Source organism: Pseudomonas sp. UBA6310 (assembly GCF_002438225.1).
Classification (GTDB): domain Bacteria; phylum Pseudomonadota; class Gammaproteobacteria; order Pseudomonadales; family Pseudomonadaceae; genus Pseudomonas_O; species Pseudomonas_O kuykendallii.
On the sequence record NZ_DJTK01000067.1, the window covers coordinates 39,747 to 57,876 of the forward strand.

An 18,130-nucleotide genomic window follows, 5' to 3' on the forward strand; every position below is an offset into this window, starting at 1 on the left:
GGCTCGCGCGTTTCCCATGGACCTGTTCCGCTCTGACCCGGTAGCCCAGCCGCTGGCTGCGCGTTTACGCGCCGCCACGCTGGACGAGTACGTCGGTCAGGAGCACCTTCTAGCGCGCGGCAAGCCGCTGCGCGAGGCGCTGGAGCAGGGCGTGCTGCACTCGATGATCTTCTGGGGCCCGCCCGGTGTCGGCAAGACCACCCTGGCGCGACTGCTGGCGCAGGTCTCGGAAGCGCATTTCGAGACGATTTCGGCGGTGCTTTCCGGGGTCAAGGAAATTCGCCAGGCGGTCGAGATGGCCAAGCAGCAGGCCGCGCAGTACGGTCGCCGGACCATCCTCTTCGTCGACGAAGTGCACCGTTTCAACAAGAGCCAGCAGGACGCCTTTCTCCCGTACGTGGAGGACGGCACGCTGATCTTCATCGGCGCGACCACGGAGAATCCCTCGTTCGAGCTCAACAACGCGCTGCTCTCGCGGGCGCGGGTCTACGTGCTCAAGAGTCTCGACGAAGCGGCGATGCGCAAGCTGGTGGAGCGTGCGCTGGGTGAGGACAAGGGGCTCGGACAGCGCCACCTGAGCCTGCCCGAGGAAAGCTTCCAGATTCTCCTGGCCGCGGCCGACGGCGATGGTCGCCGGCTGCTCAATTTGCTGGAGAACGCCTCCGACCTCGCCGAGGACGAAGGCGAGATCGGCGTGAGCCTGCTGCAGAGCCTGCTTGGCGACAGCCGGCGGCGCTTCGACAAGGGCGGAGAAGCTTTCTACGACCAGATTTCCGCGCTGCACAAGTCGGTGCGCGGCTCCAACCCGGACGCGGCGCTGTACTGGTTCGCCCGGATGATCGACGGCGGCTGCGACCCGCTGTACCTGGCGCGGCGCGTCGTGCGCATGGCGAGCGAAGAGGTTGGCAATGCCGATCCGCGCGCGCTGACACTGTGCCTCGACGCCTGGAACGTCCAGGAGCGCCTTGGCAGCCCCGAAGGCGAGCTGGCGATCGCCCAGGCGATCGTCTATCTGGCCTGCGCACCGAAGAGCAATGCTGTCTACACCGGCTTCAACGCCGCCATGCGCGATGTCGCCGAGAACGGCTCGCACGAGGTGCCGCTGCACTTGCGCAACGCGCCGACCAAGCTGATGAAGCAGTTGGGCTACGGCGAGGAATACCGCTACGCCCACGACGAGCCGGACGCCTACGCCGCGGGCGAGGACTATTTTCCGGAAGACATGCAGCCGCGCCAGTACTACCAGCCGGTGCCGCGTGGCCTGGAAAGCAAGATCCGCGACAAGCTCGATCACCTCGCGGCACTGGACCGGGCGAGCCCCAGGAAACGGAGAAAGCCATGATCCGCCTGATCATCGCTGTTGCCCTGGGCGGGGCGCTGGGCTCGGTCGCCCGTTTCCTGACCTCTGCCTGGATGACCAGCCACTGGCCGCGTCACTACTTTCTCGGCACCTTCGCGGTGAACATCGTCGGCTGCCTCGCCATCGGCTACCTGTACGGCCTGTTCCTGATCCGCACCGACCTGCCCATCGAGCTGCGCGTTGGCCTCACCGTCGGCGTACTCGGCGGCCTGACCACCTTTTCCTCGTTCAGCATGGAAGTGGTACGGTTGTTCGAGGGCGGCCAGACGGGCCTCGCCATCGGTTACCTGGGCTGCAGCATCCTCGGCGGTTTATTAGCGGTCTGGGCCGGTTTATCCTTCGCACGCCTTTGAATTCCTGTCGCCGGCGACTGCCGGCGTCCTCCTTTAGGTTCCAGCTGAGATTTGCACATGCTCGATTCCAAGTTGATACGCAGCCAACTACACGACGTCGCCGCACGCCTGGCCACGCGTGGCTATTCGTTGGACGTCACGCGTATCGAAGCGCTCGAAGCCCAGCGCAAGAGCGTCCAGACCCGCACCGAACAACTGCAGGCCGAGCGCAATGCCCGTTCCAAGAGCATCGGTCAGGCCAAGCAGCGCGGTGAGGACATCGCGCCGCTGCTGGCCGAGGTCGACCGCATGGGCAGCGAGCTGGACGAGGGCAAGCGCGAGCTGGACGGCATCCAGCAGGAGCTGGACAACCTGCTGCTGGGTATCCCCAACCTTCCGCATGAATCCGTGCCGGTCGGCGCGGACGAGGAGGGCAACGTCGAAGTGCGCCGCTGGGGTACGCCGAAGGTCTTCGATTTCCCGGTGCAGGACCACGTGAGTCTCGGCGAACGCCATGGCTGGCTCGATTTCGAGACGGCCGCCAAGCTTTCCGGCGCGCGCTTCGCCCTGCTGCGCGGGCCGATCGCCCGGCTGCACCGCGCCCTGGCGCAGTTCATGATCAACCTGCACACCGCCGAGCACGGTTACGAGGAGGCCTACACGCCTTATCTGGTGCAAGCCTCGGCACTGCAGGGCACCGGCCAGTTGCCGAAGTTCGAGGAAGACCTGTTCCGCATCGCCCGTGAGGACCAGGCCGACCTGTACCTGATCCCGACGGCCGAAGTCTCGCTGACCAACATCGTCGCCGGACAGATCATCGATCCGAAGCTGCTGCCGCTGAAATTCGTCGCCCACACGCCGTGCTTCCGCAGCGAGGCCGGCGCGTCGGGTCGCGATACCCGCGGGATGATCCGCCAGCACCAGTTCGACAAGGTCGAGATGGTGCAGATCGTCGATCCCGCCACCTCCTACGAGGCGCTGGAGAACCTGACGGCCAACGCCGAGCGCGTCCTGCAGTTGCTCGAACTGCCGTACCGCGTGCTCGCGCTGTGCACCGGCGACATGGGCTTCGGCGCGACCAAGACCTACGACCTGGAAGTCTGGGTGCCGAGCCAGGACAAGTTCCGCGAGATTTCCTCCTGCTCGAACTGCGGTGACTTCCAGGCGCGCCGCATGCAGGCGCGCTATCGCAACCCGGAAACCGGCAAGCCCGAGCTGCTGCACACGCTCAACGGCTCCGGCCTTGCCGTCGGGCGTACGCTGGTGGCGGTGCTGGAGAACTACCAGCAGGCCGACGGTTCGATCCGCGTGCCCGAAGTGCTCAAGCCCTACATGGGCGGTATCGATCTCATCGGTTGATGATTCCGTCGCCGGATACCGCGTATCCGGCGACGCTCCTGACTCGTCGCGTCTTCCTCGCAGGCCGCCATGGACTATCTCCCGCTTTTCCATAACCTCCAGGGCCGTTGCGTGCTGCTCGTCGGCGGTGGCGAGGTGGCGCTGCGCAAGTCGCGCCTGCTCGCCGATGCCGGCGCGGCGCTGCGCGTCGTCGCGCCGGAGATCGTTCCCGAGCTGCTGGCGCTTGCCGGCCAGGGCGCACATCGACGCAGCTACGCGAGCGCCGATCTGCAGGGCGCCTGCCTGGTAATCGCGGCCACCGACGACGAGACGCTGAACGCACGGATATCCAGCGAAGCCAAGGCGCTGGGGATTCCGGTCAACGTGGTGGACGCCCCGGCGTTGTGCAGCGTGATCTTCCCCGCCATCGTCGACCGCTCGCCGCTGATCGTCGCGGTGTCCAGCGGCGGCGACGCCCCGGTGCTGGCGCGGCTGATCCGCGCCCGGATCGAGACCTGGATTCCGGCGCGCTACGGAGAACTCGCCGACCTGGCCAAACGGTTCCGCTCGCGGGTGAAGGCGCTGTTTCCCAACGTCCGCGAACGCCGGGTGTTCTGGGAAGACGTGTTCCAGGGGCCGATCGCCGAACGCATGCTGGCCGGGCAGGGCGATGAAGCCCAGCGTCTGCTGGAAAACCAGTTGGCCGGCGGGCCCAAGCCGGCCGGCGGCGAGGTGTACCTGGTCGGCGCCGGCCCGGGCGATCCCGACCTGCTGACCTTCCGCGCCCTGCGGCTGATGCAGCAGGCCGACGTGGTGCTCTACGACCGACTCGTCGCCCCGGCGATCGTCGAGCTTTGCCGCCGTGATGCCGAGCGCATCTATGTCGGCAAGCGACGCGCCGAGCATGCGGTGACCCAGGAACGCATCAACCAGATGCTCATCGAACTGGCGCAAGAGGGTAAACGGGTGCTTCGCCTCAAGGGTGGCGATCCGTTCATCTTCGGTCGTGGCGGCGAGGAAATCGAAGGCCTGGCGGCGCGCGGCATTCCGTTCCAGGTGGTGCCCGGCATCACCGCCGCCAGCGGCTGTGCGGCCTACGCCGGGATTCCGCTTACCCACCGCGACTACGCCCAGTCGGTGCGATTCGTCACCGGACACCTGAAGGACGACAGCTACAACCTGCCCTGGGCCGATCTGACCTCGCCCGGACAGACGCTGGTGTTCTACATGGGCCTCGTCGGGCTACCGGTGATCTGCGAGCGGCTGATCGCGCACGGGTGCGCATCGAGTACGCCGGCGGCACTGGTACAGCAGGGCACCACCGCCGCACAGCGGGTGTTCACCGGAACGCTTGCGGACCTGCCGGCAGTGGTCGCCGCCCATGAAGTCCATGCGCCGACGCTGATCATCGTCGGCGAGGTGGTCCGCCTGCATGAAAAGCTGGCCTGGTTCGAAGGTGCGGCCGACGCCTGAGGGCGCCGGCCGACTCACGCCTGCCAGACGCCTTTGCCCGGCAACCGTTCGCGGTCGTGCGGGCGCAGGAAGTCCAGTGCGGGGCCGTCTGGAATGATGCCGGTCGGGTTGATGGTCTTGTGACTGGCGTAGTAGTGCCCCTTGATGTGGGTGAAGTCGACGGTTTCGGCGATCCCCGCCCACTGGTAAAGCTCGCGCAGCCAGTTGGACAAATTCGGGTAATCCTCGATGCGCTGGCGGTTGCACTTGAAGTGACCGTGGTAGACAGCGTCGAAGCGAATCATCGTGGTGAACAACCGCAGGTCGGCCTCGGTGAGGTATTCACCGGCCAGGTAGCGGCGCTCGCCCAGCAAGGTGTCGAGGTGGTCGAGTTCACCGAACAACTCGGCGAAGGCTTCCGAATAGGCTTTCTGCGTGGTGGCGAACCCGGCGCGATAGACACCGTTGTTGACCGCCGGATAGATCCGCTCGTTGAGCGCGTCGATTTCCGCCCGCAGCGCCTGCGGATAGAAATCCAGCGTGTTGCCGGTCAGGCCGTCGAAGGCGCTGTTGAACATGCGGATGATCTCGGAGGATTCGTTGCTGACGATCTCCGCGCGCTGTTTGTCCCATAGCAGGGGCACGGTCACCCGGCCGCTGTACTTCGGGTCGTCACGCGTGTAGCGCTGATGCAGGAAGTCCAGGCCGTCCAGCGGGTCGCCGGTGGAGCCGTAGGCCCGATCGAAGGTCCAACCCTGCTCGGCCATCAACCATCCGACGACAGAGACGTCGATCAGTCCGCCGAGGTCCTTGAGCCTGCGCATGATCAGCGTGCGGTGAGCCCAGGGGCAGGCCAGCGAAACGTAGAGGTGATAGCGCCCGGCTTCGGCCGCGAAACCCGGTTTGCCGCTTGGGCCGGCTTCGCCGTCTGCGGTGATCCAGTTGCGACGCTGGGCCATCTCGCGTTTGAAACGGCCGTCCTCGCCGTTCTCGTACCACTGGTCATGCCAGCGCCCGTCGATCAAAAGCCCCATCATCACATCCTCGCCAATTTCAGATTGGAGAGGAGTCTACCGGCATAGGTTCGATCGAATGGCGCAACTTACTGCCCATACGAATCGGCTAAATCGATGGATTGCGGGTTTCCCAGCAGGTTTTCGCCTCGGCGAAGGCCTCGTCGCGCGTGCGACCGAGGGCGCGCAAGCCCAGGGCAATGGTCGCCAGCACCGCCAATTGGCCGTAACTGTCTTCCACTTCGCCCAGCCAGAAGGCCTTCAGATGGGCGGGGTCCAGGCGCTCCGGCTTGACGTGGCGGAGTGCCGACAGCGCCGGCCAATCCTCATCCCAGTTTTCGCCGTTCGCGGTACCGAAGAGGTGCGAGGCGGCGTCGGGGTTGATTTCGATCTCGCCCCCGTCGCCTTTGACCACGATGGAGGTGTCGCCCAGCAGGTGGCTGGCTTCACGGTGAACCGCCTGGTATCCGGGATGAAAGATACTCTGCAAGCCGCACTTGGCGCCCAGCGGGTTGAGCACACGGGCCAGCGAGTGGATCGGCGACCGCAGCCCGAGGATGTTGCGCAGGTCGATCATCCGCTGCAGCTCCGGCATCCAGGCGCCCAGTGGAATGAAGGCGATGGAGTCGCGGTCGAGGCTTTGCGCGACTTCGTCCCAGCTGGCGCAGCAGGGCAGGTCCAGCAGTTCCAGCAGTTGCTCGCTGTACAGGCGCCCGGCGGTGTGCGCGCCAGCGCCATGGATGAGGATGCGCACGCCGTGCCGCGCGAGACACTTGGCAGCCAGGAGGAACCAGGGCAGGTGGCGCTTCTTGCCGGCGTAGGTCGGCCAGTCGAGGTCGAGGGGAATGGCTGGGGGCGCAAGGCGCGCACGCACCGCCTCGGTGAAGCCGGCAAGCTCTTCGGCGCTTTCTTCCTTGTGCCGCAGCAGCATGAGGAAGGCACCGAGCTGGGTATCCTCCACCTTGCCATCGAGCAGGAAGCCCATGGCCTCGCGCGCTTCCTCGCGGGTGAGCCCTCGGGCGCCGCGCTTGCCTTTGCCGAGGATGCGCACGTAATGGGCGAAAGGGTGTTCCGCGGGCGTCACCAGATTCATAGCCTGACTCATAGACAGTTGCTCGGTTTCGGCAACCCGGCGAGCTTGGCCGCGAGTTTCGCCGGGGTGCCCTGGAAGAGATGGTTGAGGTGCAGGCTGTTGCCTTTTTCAGGGCCCAGCTTGAGCGCCACGTACTTGATCAGCGGGCGGGTGGCCGGCGACAGCTGGAATTCGGCATAGAAGGCGCGCAACAGGTCGAGGATTTCCCAGTGTGCGGTCTGCAGCGCCAGCCCTTCGCGCTCGGCCAGGGCGGCGGCAACCGCCGGCGACCAGTCATCCAGGTGAACCAGATAGCCATCCTTGTCCAGGGCGATGCTCCGTCCTTCGACGTCGATGCTTCTCATAGCCAGCCATTCACCTTGTCGAAACGGCCGCACAGCTCGACGAAGCCCGGATAGTCGACGACCGTGCAGTGCGCCGGCGCACTGACCCCGCGCGCGTGCAGGTCTTCGTCGAGGGCGAACAGTGGGAAGCCTTTCGGCAGGGCGGCCAGCTCGCGCGCGGGCAGGCTGTCGCCGCGCAGCGCGTACGTGGCGTCGCCGGTGAGCAGGACGCCGTCGCGGCTGCCGAGCAGGCGCAGGCAGCTGTCGAACCGGTCATCGCCGAAGGGCGAATGGGAAAGCAGATGCAGGGTGGTCATCAGAGCGTCACCAGCAGGTCGAAACGATCGAGCAGGGTGCGCAACGCCCCATCGTCCAGCGGCGTCACCGGCAGGTCGAGCGCCTCCGCGGAGAGGCCGCGGGCGTCGAGGCTGCGCTGATCGACGTACAGTTCGTCGACACCGAACATCGGCAACGCACGCAGGTTGGCGCTCAGGTCCTTCTGCTGGACGGCGGCGGCCTGCTGCGCGGTGGCCAGCTGCAGCACGCCGTTGTCGAGAAACAGCAGCGCGACCGGCAGATCGAACGCACCGCCAGCCAGGGCGATATCCAGGGCCTCACGGGCGCCGCTGCCACTCCAGGGTGACTGCCTGCAGATCAGCAACATCGACTTGGCCATCACGGACCTCCAAAACAGACGAGGCGATCGGCGAGCTGCGCCGCTTCGTGCAACTGTCCCAATCCGGACAGTTCCCAAGGCGCGGCTACGCTTGCGCTGCGCTGGTAACGCTGCGCCTCGCCCTCATCCAGAACGCCACGGCGCAGGGCCGCGGCGATGCAGACGACAGCATCCAGCGCGTGCCGCTCGACCAGTTCCCGCCAGGCGGCCGGCAGGTCGAGTTCGTCCTGCGGGGTTACCGGATTGGTGGACGCGTTGTGCACACCGTCCTGATAGAAGAACAGCCGCACGATCTGATGCCCGCCCGCCAGTGCCGCCTCGGCAAAACGAAGGGCGCGGCGTGACGACGGCGCATGGGGTGGAGCGAACAGGGCGATGGCGAATTTCATGGCACGAACGCGGCTTACGAACAGGCCGCCATGATAGGGTGCTTTGTCGTTCCGTGCAGCGCCCATCGGCATCGGGGAAGCAGATCCGTCAGCCGTCCGGCGTCGGAGCAGGATGTTCCTACGAAGCCGCATGCTGTTCGTCCGGTAATTGCCTGTTACTACGGGACTCTTTCTGGAAATGGCGGTCAGTGACTCTATGAGAAGCCGGGCGCCATTGCCCGACGCATCCTTTCGCAGGTGTTGTTTTGCACAAGTCAGTCCTGGTCGTAGACGACGAGCCCGATATTCTCTCCATGCTGCTGGAGCACCTGGCCGATTGTGGTTATGACGCCTACGGCGCCGGCAACACCGCCCAGGCCATGGATGTGCTCCAGGCACACGACGACATCAACCTGCTCATCTCGGATTTCCGCCTGAACGATGGCACCAACGGCATGATGGTGGCGGAGGCTGCGCTGAAGAAACTTCCGATGATCAAGGTTCTGTTCATCAGCGGTCATCCCTACGAAGTCTGGTCGGCGAAGAACTTCAAGAGCCTGAATGCCCAACTGGTCAGCAAACCCTTCAGGCTTGAGCAGCTGGACGCATCGATTCACCAGCTCGTCGGTTCGGCGGCCTGACCGATTTCATCGATTGTCTGGAGGTGACCATGATCCATTACGTACCGCAGCCTCAGGTGACACGGCTACCGATGTGGCGCGCCGATGAGTCTCCGCTGAACGATCTGGACGAGACCGAAAGCGAGATCGACGAAGACCAGCCATTGCCGGATGAGGTACTGGAAAACCTTACCGAAGAGGCCGATGTCCCCGCGGCAATCCCCGATCCGGGGCCGATGTAGCCAGCCGAGAAGCCCCGCATCCGCGGGCTTCTGTTATGTGCTCTGCAGAGGCTGATGGAAGGTGAAGATAGTGCCGGCCTCGCGGCTGGACGTCACCGTCAGGCTACCGCCATGGGCACGCGCAACTTCGCTGGCGATGTACAGCCCGAGGCCAAGACCGGCTCGCGGAAGATCGCTGAGCGGCCGTGAGTAGGGCAGGAACAGCCGCTCGAGCACGCTGGCCGGAATAGGCTCGCCCTGGTTGCTCACCGAGATGCTGAAGCCTCCCGCATTACGCCCGATATTCACCTCGACCGTTCCATCCTGCGCGCCATGGGCGATGGCGTTGGCGACCAGATTGGAAAGCAGTTGGCCGATCCGCTCGGGGTCGCAGCGAAACCCTTCCAGTCGCTCGATGTTCGCATTGATGACCCGTTCCGAATGAATCCGCTGAATCTCGGCAACCACGTGACGAAGGCTGTCCGCCAGGTTCGGGCACTCTCGCAGCTTCACCGGGATTCCGTCGCCCAAGCGTCCGCGGGCAAAATCGAGGACGTCCTCGACCAACTGCGACGCGCGCTGATTGCTGCTCACGATGTGTTTCACCAGCCGCTCGGTGCGTTCATCCATAGGTTTGCGCATCAGCATTTCCGCACAGGCGTCGATCGCGAACAGCGGATTGCGCAGGTCGTGCCCCAGCACCGCGATGAACTGCTCGCGCAGCTCGGCGTTCTTTCGCTCCAGCAGCAGCGCGGCTTCCGTGCGCTGGAAGCCTTCCTCGGCCTCCAGCTGGATCGCCAGCAACCGTGCGAAGGACGCCATCATCGCGACGATGTGGGGCTCGGAGAGTTTGGCTGGAAGGGGATCGAGCGCGCAGAGGGTGCCGAAGAAGCTGCCGTCGGCGCGAATCACCGGATAAGAGATGTAGCTCTCGAACTTGTACAGGCGCGGGGTGTGATGGGTGCAGTAACGCTCGTCCATGCTCGCGTGATCGATGATCACCGGCTCGCGGGAGCCACGTACCTCGTCGCACAGGGTGGTGGCGATTTCCAGCGTGTCGTTGGCCTCCAGCCCGAAGCCCAGCAGATCCAGCACCGCGCACGCCGTCCAGTCACTCTCGGTGACCCGCGCCACCGCGACGAAACGCAGCCCCGTACTCTCCGCGATGACCTGCAGGATCGCCGGCACCGCGCTGATCCGCCCAATGGCGGATACGTCTGAAGCTATCGAGTGTTGCATGCCGATATCCACTGCGGGCGAAGAGCGCCGTTTCCCGAACAAGTGACGCCATCCCCACTCATCAAGGGGCGATGCGAGCGGCGCGGGAAGGTTGGTTCGGTAAAACCTAAATAAAGAAAAGCCCGCACAGGGCGGGCTAAGAGCCATAACACACAGCAACACAAAGGAGTCATTTGCGTTGAAGGAAAGACTACGCCCGTGAAGGTGAAAGATTCGTGAAGAAAATCAGCTGTCGAGTTGCTGGGTTCGGAAGGTACTTGGACTGCGTCAGCGGCATAGAAGCCGGAGAGAATGGTGCCCGAAGCCGGGGTCGAACCGGCACGGGGTTACCCCCGAGGGATTTTAAGTCCCTTGCGTCTACCGATTTCGCCATTCGGGCGGTAGCGCTACAGCGTGATCGCCTGGCGGCGACGCGCGGAATATATACAGCGAGGCAAGTGCAGGCAAGGTTGCCCAGGCATTTTCCCTCGTGCCGAAATAGGGGGCAGCAGAAATGAAAAAACCCCGTAGATGCTTGATCTACGGGGCTTTCATAATGGAGGCCGATGTCGGAATCGAACCGGCGTACACGGATTTGCAATCCGCTGCATAACCACTCTGCCAACCGGCCTCAAAAACGAAGACGCCGCAAACTGCGGCGTCAACGTCAACAAACTGGAGCGGGAAACGAGACTCGAACTCGCGACCCCGACCTTGGCAAGGTCGTGCTCTACCAACTGAGCTATTCCCGCGTCTTGGTGACGGGCGCCATTCTAGCGATTCGGAACGCCCCGTCAACCCCTTGATTCAAAAAAGTTTATTTCTTTTCAGGGTTGATGCTCAGATGCGGCCATGCGGCGATCAGGTATTGCAGCATCGACCACAGCGTCAGCACCGCGGAGATGATCAGCAGGACGAAACCGAGCAGCACCCAGTTGCTCATTACTGGCGGGTTGGCCAGCAGGATGATCAGCGCGGCCATCTGCGCAGCAGTCTTCCATTTACCCCAGCTGGACACCGCGACATGGGCGCGGGCGCCAAGCTCGGCCATCCATTCGCGCAGGGCGGACACCACGATCTCGCGGCCGATGATGATCGCGGCCGGCAGCGTCAGCCACAGCGTGGCGTGCTCTTCGACCAGCAGCACGAGGGCGACCGCGACCATCAGCTTGTCCGCCACCGGATCGAGAAAGGCGCCGAACGGCGTGCTCTGTTCCAGGCGGCGAGCGAGGTAGCCATCGAACCAGTCGGTGACCGCAGCGATGGCGAATACGCCGCTGGACGCCCAATAGCTCCAGGAGAATGGCAGATAGAAGAAGAGGATGAAGACCGGGATCAGAAGAACGCGCAACACGGTGAGCAAATTTGGAATATTCATCGGCGCGAACTGGCTGCTAAGTGAAGCGGTATTCTACTCGCTGTGCAGGGCTGCATAAATCGACTCGGCGAGCTTTTTGCTGACGCCGGGCGCTTTGGCGATTTCCTCGGCACTGGCGCGGGCCAGCTCCTGCAGGCCGCCGAAGTGCTTGAGCAACTCCCTTCGACGCTTCGGCCCGACGCCCGCGACGTCCTCCAGCGTGGAGGTGCGACGGGTCTTGCCGCGGCGCGCGCGGTGTCCGGTGATGGCGAATCGGTGCGCTTCGTCGCGGATCTGCTGGATCAGGTGCAGGGCAGGTGAATCGCCTGGCAGGGTGAATTCGTGGGCCGCATCGTTCAGGTACAGCGTTTCCAGGCCTGGCTTGCGCGTTACGCCCTTCGCCACGCCGAGCAGGATCAGATCCGGTACCGCCAGCTCCTGGAGCACCTCCTGGGCCATCGTCAGCTGCCCCTTGCCGCCGTCGACCAGCAGCACGTCCGGCAGCTTGCCTTCACCTTCCTTCAACTTGCTGAAGCGCCGGGTCAGTGCCTGGTGCATGGCGGCGTAATCGTCGCCCGCGGTGACGCCTTCGATGTTGTAGCGGCGATAGTCGGACTTCAACGGACCTTCCGGGCCGAACACCACGCAGGACGCTACCGTCGCCTCGCCGCTGGAATGGCTGATGTCGTAGCACTCCAGGCGTTGTGGCGGTTCGTCGAGGCCGAGCGCTTCGGCCAGGGCGTCGAAGCGCGCGCTGAGGTGTTGCCGGTTCGCCAGTCGCGCCGCCAGTGCCTGCTCGGCGTTGGTCACTGCCAGCGCCTGCCAGCGCGCGCGTGTGCCGCGCACCCGGTGGCTGATGTCGAGTTCGCGCCCACGCAGTTCGTGGATCGCCGAGAGCAGCGTCGGGTAATCATCGTGGAGCACGTTGACGATCAGTTCGCTGGGCAGGTCGCGTTCGCTGTTGGTCAGGTAGTACTGGGCAAGGAATGCATAGAGCACCTCGCCGGTGTCTTCCTCGATGGCGACCTGCGGGAAGAAGTTCTTGCTGCCGAGCACTCGCCCTCCGCGCACGCTGATCAGGTGCACGCAGGCGCCGCCGGGGTTGACCATGGCCGCAACCACGTCGACGTCGCCGGTGCCGCCCTCCATGCTCTGCTGGTCCTGCACGCGACGCAGGATGGCGGCCTTGTCGCGCAGCTCGGCGGCCCGTTCGAAGTCCAGCCGCATCGCCGCCTGCTCCATGTTCGCCGACAGCTCGGCAGACAGCGCGTTGCTGCGGCCTTCGAGGAACATCACCGAATGGCGCACGTCCTCGGCATATTCCTCGGGCTCGACCAGGCCCACGCAAGGCCCCTTGCAGCGCTTGATCTGGTACTGCAGGCACGGCCGCGTGCGATTGCGGTAGTAGCTGTCCTCGCATTGCCGGACCAGGAACGCCTTCTGTAGCAGGCCGAGACTCTCGCGAATCGCTCCGGCGCTGGGGTAGGGGCCGAAATAGCGGCCCTTCTGCTTCTTCGCGCCGCGATGGATGCCCAGGCGAGGAAACGCGTCCTCGCTGGAAAGGAAGACGTACGGGTAGGATTTGTCGTCGCGCAGCAGGATGTTGTACGGCGGCCGCCATTCCTTGATCAGCGTCTGCTCCAGCAGCAGCGCCTCGGTTTCGTTGGCGGTGATGGTGGTTTCGATCTGCGCGATGCGCGCCACCAGGGCAGCGGTCTTCGGCGCCAGGCCGACCTTGCGGAAGTAACTGGCCAGGCGCTTCTTGAGGTTCTTCGCCTTGCCGACGTAGAGCAGCTTGGCGTCCGCGTCGAACATGCGGTAAACGCCGGGGCGACCGCTGCAGTGGGCGAGGAAGGCGCTGGGGTCGAACGCGTGCGACATCGTCAATTGATGGTGTCGACCATGCCGTGGCGCACCGCCAGCAGGGCCAATTCCACATCGCTGGTGATCGAGAGCTTCTCGTAGATGCGATAACGGTAGGTGTTCACCGTCTTCGGCGACAGGCAGAGCTTGTCGGAGATGCTCTGCACCTTCTGGCAGTTGGCGATCATCAGCGCGATCTGGATCTCGCGTTCGGAGAGCAGGTCGAACGGCGAACCGTTGACCTGTGGCTGGAACGACTTGAGCGCCAGTTGCTGTGCGATTTGCGGACTGATGTAGCGCTGCCCGGCGAAGACCAGGCGAATGGCCTGGACCATCTCCTCGAGCGCGGCGCCCTTGGTCAGGTAACCGGCGGCACCGGCCTGCAGCAGGCGCGTGGGGAAGGGGTCTTCTTCGCAGATGGTCACCGCGATCACCTTGACGTCCGGCTGGCTGCGCAACAGCTTGCGTGTCGCTTCCAGACCGCCGATACCGGGCATCTTGATGTCCATGAGAACGATGTCAGGCTTGAGTTCGCGAGCTTTCTTCAGCGCCAGCTCGCCGCTGTCGGCCTGACCGATGACTTGCAGACCTTCTATATCTGCGAGCATTCGGGTAATGCCCGTACGTACCAGATCGTGATCGTCGACCACCAGGACCCTAATCAAGCGACACCTCGTTGCACAACGCCGTTTTCACGGCATCGCGTCACCTTAACAAAAAGCCGAAGCGTCACCTAGCGCGGTGCAGGTAACGGGATGACCAGCGGACATAGGAGAGGGAGACGCGGCAGATGAATGGCGGAAGCGCAGAGATTCGAACTCTGGGACCTGTTACAGTCGGCGGTTTTCAAGACCGCTGCCTTAAACCACTCGGCCACACTTCCGCAGGTATTGCGGGCGGCAATAGTACCGGATCGCAACACGCTGTCAAACACTGTGCCTTGGCAGCGGGCGAGCCTTTGTTATGATCCGTTCATCCTTGCCGCAGGACCCATTTTTACAGGAGCGTTGCCATGCAAGATCGTGAATATTCCCTGAACAGTCAGGTGCAAGTCGAACAGGCCGAGGTCGGTCGCGTTCTGCGCAACACCTACGGGCTACTGGCCATGACCCTGGCATTCAGCGGTCTGGTCGCGTTCGTCGCGCAGCAGATGCGCGTGGGCTACCCGAACTTCCTCATTGTGCTGGCAGGTTTCTACGGGCTGTTCTTCCTGACCGTGAAACTCCGCGATTCCGCCTGGGGATTGCTGTCGACCTTCGCCCTGACCGGGTTCATGGGCTACACGCTCGGCCCGATCCTCAACCGCTACATGGGCATGAGCAACGGCGCCGAAGTGATCAGCTCGGCATTCGCCATGACCGCACTGGTGTTCTTCGGCCTGTCGGCCTACGTGCTCACCACCCGCAAGGACATGAGCTTCCTCGCCGGCTTCATCACAGCGGGCTTCTTCGTCCTGCTGGGCGCGATGCTGGTCAGCATGTTCTTCCAGATCAGCGGCCTGCAGCTCGCGATCAGCGCCGGCTTCGTGCTGTTCTCCTCGGCGGCGATCCTGTTGCAGACGAGTGCGATCATCCATGGTGGCGAGCGTAACTACATCATGGCGACCATCAGCCTCTACGTGTCGATCTACAACCTGTTCATCAGCCTGTTGCAGATCTTCGGCATCTTCGGTCGCGACGACTGATCCTGGCCGCGATGAATGAAGCCCGCTTCGGCGGGTTTTTCATGCCTGGAGAAAGGTGCGTAAGACCCTGCAAAATGCATGAGTGTTTCGCGCCGACATTGCAGAATAAATGACGGTACCGCGAGCGACGCTCTCAGCCCCCTGATAAACAAAGGCTTTAAGGGTGAAACGGATTTGGCATGAAGGCTGCTTTAGAGATGCGAGTCCTGGCCCCCCCCTTCGGAGTAGAACAATGACCATCTCCCTGCAGCCAATCATTTCCGCCTTTCCCGACTACACCGTAACCGCTACCCAGCGCCCGGATGGCAGCCAGTTGCTGTCGCTGGAGAAGGACGGCGTGCAGGTCACTCGGGTGATTCCTTCGCCCCAGTTGAGTGCTCCGGTTCGTGTGGAATGGCTCCTCAGCGCGATTCGCCGCGACATCGCCCAGGCCGGTGGCGTGGTCGCCGAAATCGCCGCCATGCAATCCCAGCGTCAGGCGATCGCCCAGCATCCCTGAAAACTGGAATTGACCGGAAAACGGCCCGATAGCGTCAGTCGCTGTCGGGCCGTTGCGTTTCCGGGCTCGAAGGCGGGGAGGTGTTCGACCCGCCCGTGCGCTCCATCAGCCATTGCAGGCGCACCTGCAGTTGCGCGGCGAAATGGCGAGCAGCATGCTCGTCCTGGAAGGTCAGGCAGCGTCGTCCGGCGCGGACCTGCCACCGCCGTTGGCCATGTTCCTCACGTACCTCGATGCGAACCACCATGAGCGGATTCCGATTCCCTGTCGCGCAGCAGATGGCGCGATGGGCGGAAGACTACGCGATCCGAACAGCGGGTTGAATCGGTCGCGCCTCAGTAAACCCAGACTTCCACACGACGGTTCTTGATACGTCCCTCGTCTGCACTGTTGGCGGCCACCGGCATCTCGTCACCGAGGCCGGTGACGTCGCGGAAGATCACGCCTGCCTTCGACAGTTCGCGGCGCACCGCCATGGCGCGCAGTTTGGACAGCAGCGAGGCGCGTTGCGGGTCGACCTTGTCGTCCGCGAAGCCGACCAGCACCGTGCGTTTGTAGAGTTTGTCGTTCTGTCGCAGGTAGTCGGTAACGCGATCGATGTCCCGCTGGGCCTTGTTGTCCAGCCGGGCACTGCCGTGCTGGAAACGGAAATTCACCGACAGGCGCTGGGCCTCGCTGGCCAGCTGGAAATACTCCGCAGGCATGGCCGGCGCGGCGGCGACCTGCATGGCACGCACGTCCTGGGCGACGAACCCTACCTTAGCGACAATCGCCTGCCCCGCGGCGCTGTGGGCGAAGGCGACCAGCGCCAGCACCCAGGGGTTGTTCTCCTCCGGGGCGTTGTAAAGGAACAACCGACGCGAGAGCGGATAGTCCTCGGTGGCGATCAGGCTGACCGAGGGTTCCATGGCTTGCGACTCTCCGGCGGAAATCGCCAGCGTCTTGGCCCTGCCCACCGAGGCCAGCCCGGCGAAACCGATGCCCTGCGGATCATCGGCGACGGTCTCGGAGAGCTGGTCGCTGGATTCGAAACGCGCGGCGTCCGGCGCCAGGGCCTTGCCGCTGGCGACCAGCACCAGTTCCTTGAAGGTATCGAAGGTGCCGGACTTGTCGTCCCGCGCATACAGATGGATCGCTCCGGCCTTGCCACCGAGGGCCGCCCAGTCACGAATCTCGCCGGCGAACACCTTCGCCAGTTGCTCGCTGGTCAAGCTTTTCAGACCGTTGTCGGGATGTACGAGGATCGCCAAGCCGTCGATACCGATCACCTGTTCCGCGGAGCGGCTGCGCAGGTCGCCCAGTTCGGCGAGTGCGGCGACTTCGCTGTCCTTGATCGGTCGGGACGAGGCTGCCAGCTCGGCGCGGCCTTGTTGAAGGGCGACGAACCCCGTGCTGGAACCGTGGGCGGCGATGTCCACGTGCACTTCGCGGCCCTCGGCAGTGCGCGCCGATATGCGCTGCTCGTTATCCGCCGGGCCGGGCTGGCTGCGCACCATGAGCAGACCCTGCTGGCGCATCAGCCCTTCGACCAGCGCCGGCGCCAGGCGCGCACCGATGGTATTGGAGCCCTGGATGCGCAGGAGCGGGGCGTTGCCCTCGGGGATCGGCAAGGCAGCGAACACCGACCAGGGCAGGGCGTAGCAGACGAAGCCGAGGATCAGCATGCCGAGCACGCGGCTCCAGGTATCGGCTTCGTGATCGGACACGTTGGACATGCGGCAGGCACCTGTTGGAGAGGAGGTGCCGGCAGACTAAGTCAGTTGCATGTCGCCCATATGACAGCCGAAAAAAACCGGTCAGCTCAGTTCGAGCCACACCGGCGCGTGGTCGGAAGGCTTCTCCATCGCGCGCAACTCATAGTCGACGCCGGTGGCGAGGATGCGCTCCTGCAGCGGCCTGGAGGCCATGATCAGGTCGATGCGCAGGCCGCGCTTGGGCTCGTCCTCGAAGCCGCGACTGCGGTAGTCGAACCAGCTGAAGCGGTCTTCCACGGTCGGATTCTGCAACCGGAAGGTATCCGCCAGCCCCCAGCTCTTGAGCTTCTCGAGCCACTCGCGCTCCTCGGGCAGGAAGCTGCACTTGCCGGTACGCAACCAGCGCCTGGCGTTGTCGGCACCGATGCCGATGTCGCAATCCTGCGGCGAGATGTTGAAGTCGCCCATCACCAACAGGCGATGCTCGGGCTGAAAGCGTTCCTCGAGCAGGCGCTGCAGGTCGGCATAGAAACGCGTCTTGGCCGGGAACTTCACCGGATGATCGCGGCTTTCGCCCTGGGGGAAGTAACCATTGAACACATGGACCGGTTGGCCGTCGCCGTCGGCGAAGGTGCCGCCGATCCAGCGCCGCTGGGATTCCTCGTCATCGCCGGGGAATCCCTTGAACACTTCCAGCGGCTTCGCCAGGGACATCAGTGCAACGCCGTAATGACCTTTCTGCCCGTGGAAATGCACGTGGTAACCCAGCGCCTCGACTTCGGCGAAAGGGAACTGGTCGTCGGAGACCTTGGTTTCCTGCAGGCCGATGATGTCCGGGCGATGTTTTTCGACCAGTGCCGCCAGTTGGTGAGGACGTGCGCGCAGGCCGTTGATATTGAAGGAAACGACTTTCATCGCGGGACTCCTGGGAAAACCCCGATGCTAGCCCATCCGGCGCCGCGCCAGCCAGCGCTGGCGGCCCGCCCATGGCGCTGCTAACGTCAGCGAAGACCCATAAC

Annotated in this window: 21 protein-coding genes and 4 tRNA genes; 8 read left to right on the forward strand and 17 right to left on the reverse strand. The window is 64.1% G+C overall.

The genetic code is table 11. The annotated features are described in order from the left end of the window. The first annotated feature begins 16 nt into the window (after window positions 1-16). From B3E91_RS16360 to cysG, 4 genes are all read left to right on the forward strand, one after another. Window positions 17-1,342: a replication-associated recombination protein A gene (locus B3E91_RS16360; protein WP_287030518.1), complete on the forward strand. Its 1,326-nt coding sequence runs from the start codon at window positions 17-19 to the stop codon at window positions 1,340-1,342. Further along, window positions 1,339-1,713, forward strand: coding sequence for a fluoride efflux transporter CrcB (crcB, locus tag B3E91_RS16365; RefSeq protein ID WP_287030519.1), 375 nt, complete (start codon window positions 1,339-1,341; stop codon window positions 1,711-1,713). The genes B3E91_RS16360 and crcB overlap by 4 nt, the downstream gene beginning before the upstream one ends. Window positions 1,714-1,770: 57 nt before the next feature. Further along, the gene (gene serS, locus B3E91_RS16370; protein WP_287030520.1) at window positions 1,771-3,051 is read left to right on the forward strand and encodes a serine--tRNA ligase; all 1,281 of its coding nucleotides are present in this window, start codon (window positions 1,771-1,773) and stop codon (window positions 3,049-3,051) included. Window positions 3,052-3,120: 69 nt separating this feature from the next. Beyond that, window positions 3,121-4,503 carry a siroheme synthase CysG gene (gene cysG, locus B3E91_RS16375; RefSeq protein ID WP_287030522.1) on the forward strand — a complete coding sequence of 461 codons (1,383 nt, stop codon included), beginning with the start codon at window positions 3,121-3,123 and terminating at the stop codon, window positions 4,501-4,503. Window positions 4,504-4,517: 14 nt separating this feature from the next. Here the strand turns inward: cysG and B3E91_RS16380 are convergent, their stop codons facing one another. The 6 genes from B3E91_RS16380 to tusD form a co-directional block, all read right to left on the reverse strand. Further along, complete coding sequence (locus B3E91_RS16380) at window positions 4,518-5,516, reverse strand: glutathione S-transferase family protein (RefSeq protein WP_287030524.1); 999 nt, start codon at window positions 5,514-5,516, stop codon at window positions 4,518-4,520. A gap of 88 nt (window positions 5,517-5,604) precedes the next feature. Beyond that, window positions 5,605-6,588 carry a glycosyl transferase family protein gene (locus B3E91_RS16385; RefSeq protein ID WP_287030525.1) on the reverse strand — a complete coding sequence of 328 codons (984 nt, stop codon included), beginning with the start codon at window positions 6,586-6,588 and terminating at the stop codon, window positions 5,605-5,607. A gap of 8 nt (window positions 6,589-6,596) precedes the next feature. Further along, on the reverse strand, window positions 6,597-6,932 hold the full coding sequence (locus B3E91_RS16390) for a TusE/DsrC/DsvC family sulfur relay protein (RefSeq protein WP_287030527.1): 336 nt from the start codon (window positions 6,930-6,932) through the stop codon (window positions 6,597-6,599). Beyond that, window positions 6,929-7,228, reverse strand: coding sequence for a sulfurtransferase complex subunit TusB (gene tusB, locus B3E91_RS16395; RefSeq protein WP_287030529.1), 300 nt, complete (start codon window positions 7,226-7,228; stop codon window positions 6,929-6,931). Before tusB ends, B3E91_RS16390 begins: the two co-directional genes overlap by 4 nt. After that, window positions 7,228-7,587, reverse strand: a complete 360-nt coding sequence (tusC, locus tag B3E91_RS16400) for a sulfurtransferase complex subunit TusC (protein ID WP_287030530.1) — start codon at window positions 7,585-7,587, stop codon at window positions 7,228-7,230. The genes tusB and tusC overlap by 1 nt, the downstream gene beginning before the upstream one ends. Next, window positions 7,587-7,976 carry a sulfurtransferase complex subunit TusD gene (tusD, locus tag B3E91_RS16405; RefSeq protein ID WP_282341706.1) on the reverse strand — a complete coding sequence of 130 codons (390 nt, stop codon included), beginning with the start codon at window positions 7,974-7,976 and terminating at the stop codon, window positions 7,587-7,589. The genes tusC and tusD overlap by 1 nt, the downstream gene beginning before the upstream one ends. Before the next feature lie 245 nt (window positions 7,977-8,221). Here tusD and B3E91_RS16410 point away from each other — a divergent pair, with 245 nt between their 5' ends. Together B3E91_RS16410 and B3E91_RS16415 are read left to right on the forward strand one after the other, a co-directional pair. Continuing rightward, window positions 8,222-8,596 (forward strand): response regulator, encoded by a 375-nt coding sequence (locus tag B3E91_RS16410; RefSeq protein WP_273230649.1) that lies wholly within the window; start codon window positions 8,222-8,224, stop codon window positions 8,594-8,596. Between the two features lie 29 nt (window positions 8,597-8,625). Then, window positions 8,626-8,817 (forward strand): hypothetical protein, encoded by a 192-nt coding sequence (locus tag B3E91_RS16415; protein WP_273230651.1) that lies wholly within the window; start codon window positions 8,626-8,628, stop codon window positions 8,815-8,817. A gap of 33 nt (window positions 8,818-8,850) precedes the next feature. Here B3E91_RS16415 and B3E91_RS16420 read toward each other — a convergent pair whose 3' ends face one another. From B3E91_RS16420 to B3E91_RS16455, 8 genes are all read right to left on the reverse strand, one after another. Continuing rightward, the gene (locus tag B3E91_RS16420) at window positions 8,851-10,035 is read right to left on the reverse strand and encodes a GAF domain-containing sensor histidine kinase (RefSeq protein ID WP_287030574.1); all 1,185 of its coding nucleotides are present in this window, start codon (window positions 10,033-10,035) and stop codon (window positions 8,851-8,853) included. A 292-nt stretch (window positions 10,036-10,327) separates the two neighbouring features. Then, window positions 10,328-10,414: transfer RNA gene (locus B3E91_RS16425), tRNA-Leu, on the reverse strand. Window positions 10,415-10,571: 157 nt separating this feature from the next. Continuing rightward, a tRNA-Cys gene (locus B3E91_RS16430) sits at window positions 10,572-10,645 on the reverse strand. Window positions 10,646-10,690: 45 nt separating this feature from the next. Further along, window positions 10,691-10,766: transfer RNA gene (locus B3E91_RS16435), tRNA-Gly, on the reverse strand. 65 nt (window positions 10,767-10,831) lie between these two features. Beyond that, window positions 10,832-11,392, reverse strand: a complete 561-nt coding sequence (gene pgsA, locus B3E91_RS16440; RefSeq protein ID WP_090230839.1) for a CDP-diacylglycerol--glycerol-3-phosphate 3-phosphatidyltransferase — start codon at window positions 11,390-11,392, stop codon at window positions 10,832-10,834. 33 nt (window positions 11,393-11,425) lie between these two features. Next, the gene (gene uvrC, locus B3E91_RS16445) at window positions 11,426-13,252 is read right to left on the reverse strand and encodes an excinuclease ABC subunit UvrC (RefSeq protein ID WP_287030531.1); all 1,827 of its coding nucleotides are present in this window, start codon (window positions 13,250-13,252) and stop codon (window positions 11,426-11,428) included. Window positions 13,253-13,254: 2 nt separating this feature from the next. Next, window positions 13,255-13,899: a response regulator transcription factor GacA gene (gene gacA / locus B3E91_RS16450; RefSeq protein WP_090230834.1), complete on the reverse strand. Its 645-nt coding sequence runs from the start codon at window positions 13,897-13,899 to the stop codon at window positions 13,255-13,257. A gap of 130 nt (window positions 13,900-14,029) precedes the next feature. Then, a tRNA-Ser gene (locus B3E91_RS16455) sits at window positions 14,030-14,117 on the reverse strand. A gap of 129 nt (window positions 14,118-14,246) precedes the next feature. On the opposite strand from B3E91_RS16455, the gene B3E91_RS16460 reads away from it, so the two are divergent. After that, window positions 14,247-14,918 (forward strand): Bax inhibitor-1/YccA family protein, encoded by a 672-nt coding sequence (locus B3E91_RS16460; RefSeq protein ID WP_287030532.1) that lies wholly within the window; start codon window positions 14,247-14,249, stop codon window positions 14,916-14,918. Window positions 14,919-15,150: 232 nt separating this feature from the next. Further along, entirely contained in the window at window positions 15,151-15,417 is a 267-nt protein-coding gene (locus B3E91_RS16465) for a DUF3509 domain-containing protein (RefSeq protein ID WP_287030534.1), read from the forward strand. Between the two features lie 34 nt (window positions 15,418-15,451). On the opposite strand, the gene B3E91_RS16470 is transcribed toward B3E91_RS16465, so the two are convergent. The 3 genes from B3E91_RS16470 to xthA form a co-directional block, all read right to left on the reverse strand. Continuing rightward, entirely contained in the window at window positions 15,452-15,664 is a 213-nt protein-coding gene (locus B3E91_RS16470; protein WP_287030535.1) for a hypothetical protein, read from the reverse strand. Window positions 15,665-15,752: 88 nt separating this feature from the next. Beyond that, window positions 15,753-17,132, reverse strand: coding sequence for a phosphate ABC transporter substrate-binding/OmpA family protein (locus B3E91_RS16475; protein WP_287030536.1), 1,380 nt, complete (start codon window positions 17,130-17,132; stop codon window positions 15,753-15,755). 81 nt (window positions 17,133-17,213) lie between these two features. After that, window positions 17,214-18,026, reverse strand: a complete 813-nt coding sequence (gene xthA / locus B3E91_RS16480; RefSeq protein WP_286786040.1) for an exodeoxyribonuclease III — start codon at window positions 18,024-18,026, stop codon at window positions 17,214-17,216. Window positions 18,027-18,130 lie beyond the last annotated feature (104 nt).

Coding starts and splice junctions, on each gene's coding strand:
- B3E91_RS16470 (WP_287030535.1), bottom strand. CDS start 15,664: ATGGTGGTTCGCATCGAGGTACGTGAGGAACATGGCCAACGGCGGTGG.
- cysG (WP_287030522.1), top strand. CDS start 3,121: ATGGACTATCTCCCGCTTTTCCATAACCTCCAGGGCCGTTGCGTGCTG.
- B3E91_RS16460 (WP_287030532.1), top strand. CDS start 14,247: ATGCAAGATCGTGAATATTCCCTGAACAGTCAGGTGCAAGTCGAACAG.
- xthA (WP_286786040.1), bottom strand. CDS start 18,026: ATGAAAGTCGTTTCCTTCAATATCAACGGCCTGCGCGCACGTCCTCAC.
- B3E91_RS16420 (WP_287030574.1), bottom strand. CDS start 10,035: ATGCAACACTCGATAGCTTCAGACGTATCCGCCATTGGGCGGATCAGC.
- pgsA (WP_090230839.1), bottom strand. CDS start 11,392: ATGAATATTCCAAATTTGCTCACCGTGTTGCGCGTTCTTCTGATCCCG.
- tusB (WP_287030529.1), bottom strand. CDS start 7,228: ATGACCACCCTGCATCTGCTTTCCCATTCGCCCTTCGGCGATGACCGG.
- tusC (WP_287030530.1), bottom strand. CDS start 7,587: ATGGCCAAGTCGATGTTGCTGATCTGCAGGCAGTCACCCTGGAGTGGC.
- B3E91_RS16385 (WP_287030525.1), bottom strand. CDS start 6,588: ATGAATCTGGTGACGCCCGCGGAACACCCTTTCGCCCATTACGTGCGC.
- B3E91_RS16360 (WP_287030518.1), top strand. CDS start 17: ATGGACCTGTTCCGCTCTGACCCGGTAGCCCAGCCGCTGGCTGCGCGT.
- B3E91_RS16390 (WP_287030527.1), bottom strand. CDS start 6,932: ATGAGAAGCATCGACGTCGAAGGACGGAGCATCGCCCTGGACAAGGAT.
- crcB (WP_287030519.1), top strand. CDS start 1,339: ATGATCCGCCTGATCATCGCTGTTGCCCTGGGCGGGGCGCTGGGCTCG.
- uvrC (WP_287030531.1), bottom strand. CDS start 13,252: ATGTCGCACGCGTTCGACCCCAGCGCCTTCCTCGCCCACTGCAGCGGT.
- B3E91_RS16465 (WP_287030534.1), top strand. CDS start 15,151: ATGACCATCTCCCTGCAGCCAATCATTTCCGCCTTTCCCGACTACACC.
- B3E91_RS16475 (WP_287030536.1), bottom strand. CDS start 17,132: ATGTCCAACGTGTCCGATCACGAAGCCGATACCTGGAGCCGCGTGCTC.
- B3E91_RS16415 (WP_273230651.1), top strand. CDS start 8,626: ATGATCCATTACGTACCGCAGCCTCAGGTGACACGGCTACCGATGTGG.
- B3E91_RS16380 (WP_287030524.1), bottom strand. CDS start 5,516: ATGGGGCTTTTGATCGACGGGCGCTGGCATGACCAGTGGTACGAGAAC.
- serS (WP_287030520.1), top strand. CDS start 1,771: ATGCTCGATTCCAAGTTGATACGCAGCCAACTACACGACGTCGCCGCA.
- tusD (WP_282341706.1), bottom strand. CDS start 7,976: ATGAAATTCGCCATCGCCCTGTTCGCTCCACCCCATGCGCCGTCGTCA.